The organism is Streptomyces sp. NEAU-YJ-81 (genome assembly GCF_017592595.1).
In the GTDB taxonomy this organism is placed as follows: Bacteria; Actinomycetota; Actinomycetes; order Streptomycetales; family Streptomycetaceae; genus Streptomyces; species Streptomyces hygroscopicus_B.
This window is the reverse complement of sequence record NZ_JAGFNO010000126.1, coordinates 1-818: the sequence shown is the minus strand read 5'-3', so window position 1 is coordinate 818 and position 818 is coordinate 1. Positions and strand designations below refer to the sequence as shown.

Here is an 818-nt window from a genome sequence, read left to right as displayed (position 1 = left end):
GGGCTGGCTGGTGGACGTGGCGAGGCTCCTGGTAGACGGGTTGTCGACCAAGAGCAACCGCAACACCAGGAGCCTCGGTGCTTGTGTACCCGTCAGCGATCGACCTGTCCGGCTCGGCCTTACGCTTCCTCGCCCGCCAACTCGCCGTCCACCGGCAGCGGATCGGCAGCCGCTGGCGGCGCCTGACGCCGGGACGGCAGGCCCTCCTTGCCCTCGCCCATCTACGCTGCGGCGACACCTACACCCGGCTCGCCGCCGGGTTCGGCATCGGCCTGGCAACCGTGTGCCGCTACGTCCATGAGACCGTCGACGTCCTCGCCGCGCTCGCCGAGAGCCTGCCCGCCGCGATGCGGCGGGCGAAGCGGCTGGCGTACATGATCCTGGACGGGACGCTGCTGCCGATCGACCGCATCGCCGCCGACCGACCGTTCTACTCGGGGAAGCACCAGCGGCACGGCATGAACATCCAGGTGATCACCGACCCGCTCGGTCGTCTGCTGTGGGCCTCGCCGGCCCTGCCCCGGCTCGACGCACGACCTGACCGCCGCCCGCACCCACGGCACTCTCGACGCACTGACCAGCGCGGACATCACCTGCTTCGCGGATCGGGGCTATCAGGGCGCCCGCCGCCCTGTTCGCGTTCCCTTCCGCGGCAGGCGCCTGCGGCGCTGGCAGCGGCGGGCGAACAACGCTCACGCCAAAACCCGCTGCGTCGGAGAACAGGCGATGGCCGCCCTCAAGGGATGGCGCCTGCTGCGGAAACTGCGCTGCAGCACGACCCGCATCACCGACATCGTGAAGGCCGTCCTCGTCCTTCA

1 pseudogene is annotated in these 818 nt (G+C 70.7%); it reads left to right on the top strand.

The features are described from left to right. Window positions 1-77: 77 nt before the first annotated feature. Window positions 78-818, top strand: a pseudogene (locus J5X86_RS50220) (transposase family protein); the annotation flags it as partial.